This window comes from Kitasatospora sp. NPDC059722 (assembly GCF_042733235.1).
Classification (GTDB): Bacteria; Actinomycetota; Actinomycetes; order Streptomycetales; family Streptomycetaceae; genus Kitasatospora.
This window is the reverse complement of record NZ_JBHWGD010000188.1, coordinates 1-5,893: the sequence shown is the minus strand read 5'-3', so window position 1 is coordinate 5,893 and position 5,893 is coordinate 1. Positions and strand designations below refer to the sequence as shown.

Below are 5,893 nucleotides of genomic sequence, written 5' to 3'. Positions count from 1 at the left end.
TTCCATGAGGGAATAATAAAGCACTAAGTTCGAATCAGGCTCCATATGGTCAAGCTCTTGTTTGATCTCGGCCTTCAAGATCTCCGCATCCGGCACGCTGAATGTTCTGATGTATCGGTACCACTCGTTAATTTTCTGCCCGACTGCTGAAGAAGGAATTAAACCGCTCTTCATTCCTTCACCCTCCCCAACCAATACCTGTTTACCAGTTATTTTATCACGTTTCCGTCTCTTTCCATCCCGAAAAACACGCAAACTTTGTTTCGGCAGAGCGCAATTTTCCGAGTGGAGTTCGCGGGGACGGCACCGTAGAGGCCTCGGGGTCACACCCGCCGCAGGCGCAGCACCCCGGTCAGCATGGGCAGGGTGAACTCGCCCTCGGCGGTCTCCGGCCGACCGGCGAGGAAGGCACGGATCCGGCCCAGCGCCGCCTCCCGCTCCCCCTCCGGCATGACGAGCACCCCGGCGCGCGTCGCGAGAGTCTCGACCAGCGAGCCGGCGGTCCGGCGCTGCCCGTGCGCGAACTCGGCCTGCTCCGGCGAGCCGAAGCAGGCGGCCCCGCCGTTCTTCGGAAGGTGCAGCCCGGCCGTCACGGCGCGCCAGCTGTCGGGGGTGTCCCGGGGGCCGACCGCCGCGCTCCCGGCAACCTGTGCGAGCCCGGCCACCCACGCGACCCGGTCGTCCAGGAGGTTCCACAGGCCGGCCAGAACGCCGCCCGGCGCGAGGACCCGGGAGATCTCAGGACCCGCGACGGCCATGTCGAACCAGTGCATCGCGTTGCCCGCGACCACGGCATCCACGGCACCGTCCGACAACGGGATCGCCTCGGCGCTGCCCGCCAGGCCCCGGACGTCCGGCAGCGCGCGGCGCAGCTCGGCCAGCATCCCCGGATCCGGCTCCACCGCCGTGACGTCGGCCCCCAGCGCCACCAGCGCGCCCGTCAGCTTGCCCGTCCCGGCCCCGAGGTCCAGCACGCGCAGGCCGGGCGCGAGCTCCAGCGCCCAACCCACCGCGGCCTGCGCGTAGTCCGGACGGTGCTCGGCGTACGCGACCGCGGCGGCGCCGAACGACGAGGCATGACGTGACTGTTCGTCAGGATCCATGCGGTCACGCTAGCCTCGCGACCGACGGAAGGACACCCCTGCACATCACGGTGGAGCAGCCCACGGCAGCCCCCTGAACGACGCGCATGCAGATGACAGATGCGAGAACAACCGGTATGAAGCGGTACACCGCCGAGCACGACTGGCTCACCGTTTTCCAGCTGCCCTCGTATGCACCGGACCTCAACCCGGTCGAAGGCCTCTGGTCGCTTCTGCGACGCGGCCCGATGGCGAACACCGCCTTCACCGACGCCGATCACCTCGCCCACACCCTCCGCCGCGGGCTCCGACATATCCAGCTCCGGTCCACCCGCATCGAGGGATGTCTGACGGGCACCGGCCTGTCACTCACCTCACCGACCCCACCTTGAAAACCTCAGTAGACAGCCCGGATCTGCTGCTCTGGTCGGCTCCGGATCGGGGACGGCGGCCACGGGGAGACCGGTAGCTGTGTTGCGTGCTGCCCGTCCGGTGGCGCCCCCGGCAGGATGCGTCAGGGCGGGCGCCGCTGTGTTCGATGCGGGGCGCCTGGGAGCGTCGGAACGGAAGCCGACAGCCGTGTCGGGGCCGATGGTGAGTCGGGGCTGGTCGGCGGTCGTCGGCTGATAATCCGTTTGGACGGGCGCCGGGTGGGTGCTACCAATTCCAGGTGACTGTGTTCGTGTGTGCGGCCTGCGATCGTCCGATAGCGGGGCCATTGACCAAGCTGCCTGAGGTGCCCGCGCGTCCGATGGATCAAGGGTTTCCCAAGGCAGACGGATCACGTCGAGCTACTCCCACCCTGCGGCTCGGCTTCTTCGCTCTGGAACCCGAGCCGTGGGGCGCCCCGCTCGTGCCCTCCGACGAGTGTCGAGAGGTCTTCGGCGGCGGGCCCTGCCTCGGCGACCCGGACAGCGACGGGTTCCTGGTGTCCGCAGGCCCCCGGAACACCGTGGTCCTGCACCCGGAGGATGCACCGGGGCTCCAGCCGCATCCTGACTGGAAGCACTCCGGGGGGTGCTGCGGCCTCAACGGCCAAAGCGGTATGAACCAACTGTGCCCCTGCGGTGTGGAGGTGGGCACGCTGATCAGCGAGTGCAACACTGCCTATGAGCTGCACCTGGACCCTGGCCGGGTGCGCTCGACCACAGACTGAGCCGACGAGCTGCTGCCCGGTGATTGCCGCCCTGGCCTTGGTGCTCGGGCAGTCGGCGTGCCTTCGTCAGCCGGTCACCTGGGCCACCGGAGGCTTGTTGTCGGATCCGCTTGCGTGTTCTCCCCGCGTGCCGACCCGGAGACGGGCCGGTCCCGTTGATCCATGCGGGTTGTCGGGAGCTTGTCTTCAGGTGGCAGCCACGGCGGCCTGGCGCTTGGCGGTGGTGCCGGCCAGGCGGAACGACTGGGTTCCGGTCTCGATGATGTAGGGCTCAAAGGTGAGCCGGTCGACGATCGCCTGGCAGAGCCGCTCGTCGGTGAAGATGACCAGCCCCGCCGGCTGCGTGTCGCTCGCTCCAGAATCGCACTTCACCGACGCTGCTCCCCGCACCCGCGGGGCTGATCCCACGATCCGGTCGACGCCGGGGCACTTACTGCCCGATGGCGCGGGCGCGGCCTGGTTCGTCCGCCAGCCGACCAAGCGCCGCGGCCACCAGACCGGGCGCGGCGGCGGCGAGGGCGTTGTGGCGCGCCTCCTGGCGGGCCTCGGCGATTCAAACACCTTGGCAGCGAAGGGTGATCTCGAAGGCGTCGGCAGTCCGTTGTGCCAGCGGCGAGCCAGCGCCCGCGAGCAAGCCGGCGGTGCTGACCGAAGTCCGTTCGTCGGCACCCGAGGGCATCGCGGGCGTACAAACCCGGGTTCGTCGGCGCGCCGTCATGCTGTAGCACATCGTCGGACGAGGTCGTTTCGGCGCACGACCAATGCCTCGCGCCGTGTGAGTGCACCAAGTGCTTTTCGTGCGACCAACACTCCATCGTTCTATAGGCATCGGCCTGTCAGTGGCCTGCTTCCCGGTGCATTCTGTGTCGTCCGGGGCATTGGGGGCGAGAACATCTCGCGTGGAGAGAGGCTGGGGTGGTCCATGCGTCACGCGTTGGTCGAGTGGGGCATCGAGCAGACACGGAAGCGGTGCGCCAGCGACCTGGGTGGATCGCGGCCAAGGACGGGCAGTGGAGTTGAGGCCAGCGCGCCGTTGTTGCGCACGATGGGAGTGCTGTGCCCGTCGGACGCCGCGGAGTACTGGAATGTCGATACCGACTATCCGGCGCTCCCGACTTCCCGCACAAGAAGTCGCCCTGTCTCAACCGTGGCGGCACTTGTCTCGGGGCACACAGGACAAGGTTTCGACCATGTGCGCGAGCCGGGTCAGAACGTGGGGTTCTTCATGGAGAACCAGGCCGTCTGGTCGCGGAAACGGGGCTTGTTGACGGAACTACCACCCCCGGATGCCTTCAGCGAGGCGTTCCACACGTCCGCAGCTGCGGCGCTGTCGGTCGGGAGACCACTGTTGCAACCGGCCATGCTGTTCGGCTGGGTTCTGCCGGCTCTCGTCATGGCCGACTCCGGGGCGCTGACCGACGCGGAGGCTCGCGACTGGTGCGCGGCCGACATCCTGACCATCATGGACTACCGGTCCATGGGGGCGGATTCCGGGACGCGCCGTGCCCTGCTGGATGCCGCGAGGGCGATGAGCAGCGACGGTCGGTTGCGTCTCAACCAGCAGTGGCTCGACTACGCGGATGTCGTCGTGTGCCGGGCCGGGCAGCGAGGTCTCGCGGGTCGTCGCGAGGCGTTGAGGCAGGGAACAGTCCCGCTCTTCGACACCGGCACGCTCAGCGATGTGGAGCTGGAGCGATGGGCCATGATCGATATGGGTCTGCCGAACTGGCTCCGGCGCCGATTCGTGTCCCGCGAAGGCATGGGGCTCGTCGCCCTTCCGCGCATCACCAATGACATGAGCGACCTCATGACGGACGTGTTGCGGGGCGAGCCGGGGAATGTCTTCCGGCTCCGCCGTGAACTGCGCAGCTGGTTCGCGCACTACAGCGCTTGGCTGTGCGGGCGTTGGCGGGCCATCCGGGAAGGAGACTGCGAACCTGCCGAACTGGCTGCGGCCGTGACCCTGCCGTACACCTTCCTGGGCAGACGGTCCCGAACCTGGTCCAAGGTGGCCGCGGCGGCTGCCCTGAACTCCCGGGATACGTCCTCGGATTGCCCCTGGTGCCACACCTTCGAAGCGTGCGTGTCCGGCCTTCACACGCCGCACTCGGTCCGACGCGCAGAGCGCGGCGTCCGTGGGGGCGCCGAGCACATGGCGGCGCATGCGGTGTCGTGCGCGCAAGAGCTGGTCACCGACTGTGGCGGCACAGTGCCGGGGCCCGTTTGGTCCGCGATTCACAGACGGGTTGAGCACCACCTTGCCGACGCTCCGATGGCCAGGGGCCAAACCGCCGAGTTCTACCTCTCCTTCAGCAGGTTGTACGGGTTGTTGGCCGTGCCGTTCCTGCTGATCGAGGGCGGCCATCTCGGGCCGGACACCATCAATCTCATGGAGCTCGTGGGTCATGAGTACCTGCGGTACGAGACGGCCAGCCCGACCGAACTGGCAACCGCGGTGTACTACGCGATGGTCGCCTGCCACCCTCATCCGACGCTGAGCCTCGGAACCACCGAAGTAGGGCTGCTCTACGGTGAGCCGCTGACCGTAGATCACGTCCCGTGCTGGTAGACGCCTGCCTCCCTGCCCGTGAAAGTGGAGCCGGACAGGTCGAGCTCGACCGCCGGGTCGGCGAGCGGTACTCCGGGGCGTCCATCGCGATCCGCGGCTGAGCCGCTGGCTTCTCGAATTCCACGTACCGTCGCGGCCGGCTTCGGGCGCGATGGTGGCGGAGCCCGCGATTCGTCCTCGCGAGCCCCGCCGGGTATCACGCTGTTACCTCAGCTGGCAGCAGCGCTTGTTGCGGTTGATGAGGGTGTGCCCCTCGGTGCCGCTGCGGCCTTCTGATCAGGGGTTCACCGTCACGGTGATGGTCTCGGGGCTGGCACCGTTGTCCTGGTACACCGAGTCGCCGCTGTAGACGGCGGTGATGGTGTGGGTGCCCGCGGTGCGGAAGGCGGTGACCGTCCCGGCGGCGGCGCACCTGCCGAGGGGGAGGAACAGTTGTCCCGTGCCGAGGGTCGTCCCGGTGGTGGTGTCGGTGAACGTGACGGTTCCGGTGGGCCTGGTCGTGGAGCCCCCGCCGGGGCAGACGATGTCGCTCAGCACGACCGGCGAGCCGATCCGGGTGAGCCCGGGCATCGCGGTCATGGTCGTGGTGACCGGCTTCCCCACGGTGTAGCTGATGATCACCTGGCCGTTCTGGTTCGCCGTCCCGACCGTCGAGGCCGCATAGGACGTCCCGGTGCCCGACGGGGTCGCGAAGCTGCTCCCGCCACCGCCACCGCCGCCGCTTGCCTTGGTGCCGGTTCTGTTGACGGCACCGCTGCCGCCGCCCCCACCGGCGAAGTACCCGCCGCCCCCGCCCCCGCCCGCACCGGTGACAGTGGCGGCGCAGCCGCCGTCGATCGCTCCGCCGGTGCCGCCGCTGCCGACCGTGGTACCGGCGAACCCGCTGCCCGATGTACCCGGCGTGGCTCTACAGAACGCGACCGCGCCGGCCACGCCGCCCACACCACCCGTAGACGTGCTGGTCCTGCCGCCGCCCCCACCCTGCCCTGCCGCGGCCCCAGGGCCGGTGGCGCTTCCCCCGGTACCGGCGGTGGCATCGGGCGGGGTCCCGCCGTTGCCCCCGGTGCCGCCCGTCCGGTCGCCGCC

3 protein-coding genes and 3 pseudogenes are annotated in these 5,893 nt (G+C 68.8%); 2 read left to right on the top strand and 4 right to left on the bottom strand.

What is annotated here, in order from left to right; all coding sequences use genetic code 11:
• Positions 1 to 174: pseudogene (locus ACFV4F_RS41850) on the bottom strand (hypothetical protein); the annotation flags it as partial.
• Positions 175 to 323: 149 nt separating this feature from the next.
• A complete protein-coding gene (locus ACFV4F_RS41845) occupies positions 324 to 1,103 on the bottom strand; it encodes a class I SAM-dependent methyltransferase (RefSeq protein ID WP_380435329.1) in 780 nt (259 codons plus the stop codon).
• 113 nt (positions 1,104 to 1,216) lie between these two features.
• Here ACFV4F_RS41845 and ACFV4F_RS41840 point away from each other — a divergent pair.
• Positions 1,217 to 1,474, top strand: a pseudogene (locus tag ACFV4F_RS41840) (transposase); the annotation flags it as partial.
• 950 nt (positions 1,475 to 2,424) lie between these two features.
• Here the strand turns inward: ACFV4F_RS41840 and ACFV4F_RS41835 are convergent.
• Positions 2,425 to 2,559, bottom strand: a pseudogene (locus tag ACFV4F_RS41835) (AAA family ATPase); the annotation flags it as partial.
• A 904-nt stretch (positions 2,560 to 3,463) separates the two neighbouring features.
• Between ACFV4F_RS41835 and ACFV4F_RS41830 the strand changes: the two are divergent.
• On the top strand, positions 3,464 to 4,807 hold the full coding sequence (locus ACFV4F_RS41830; protein WP_380511010.1) for a hypothetical protein: 1,344 nt from the start codon (positions 3,464 to 3,466) through the stop codon (positions 4,805 to 4,807).
• A gap of 276 nt (positions 4,808 to 5,083) precedes the next feature.
• On the opposite strand, the gene ACFV4F_RS41825 is transcribed toward ACFV4F_RS41830, so the two are convergent.
• Positions 5,084 to 5,893: Ig-like domain repeat protein (locus tag ACFV4F_RS41825; RefSeq protein ID WP_380511008.1), on the bottom strand; the 810-nt coding region annotated here is incomplete at its 5' end.

What these genes read in the sequence shown, in the direction of transcription:
- ACFV4F_RS41845 (WP_380435329.1), bottom strand. Translation starts at nt 1,103, where the DNA reads ATGGATCCTGACGAACAGTCACGTCATGCCTCGTCGTTCGGCGCCGCC.
- ACFV4F_RS41830 (WP_380511010.1), top strand. Translation starts at nt 3,464, where the DNA reads ATGGAGAACCAGGCCGTCTGGTCGCGGAAACGGGGCTTGTTGACGGAA.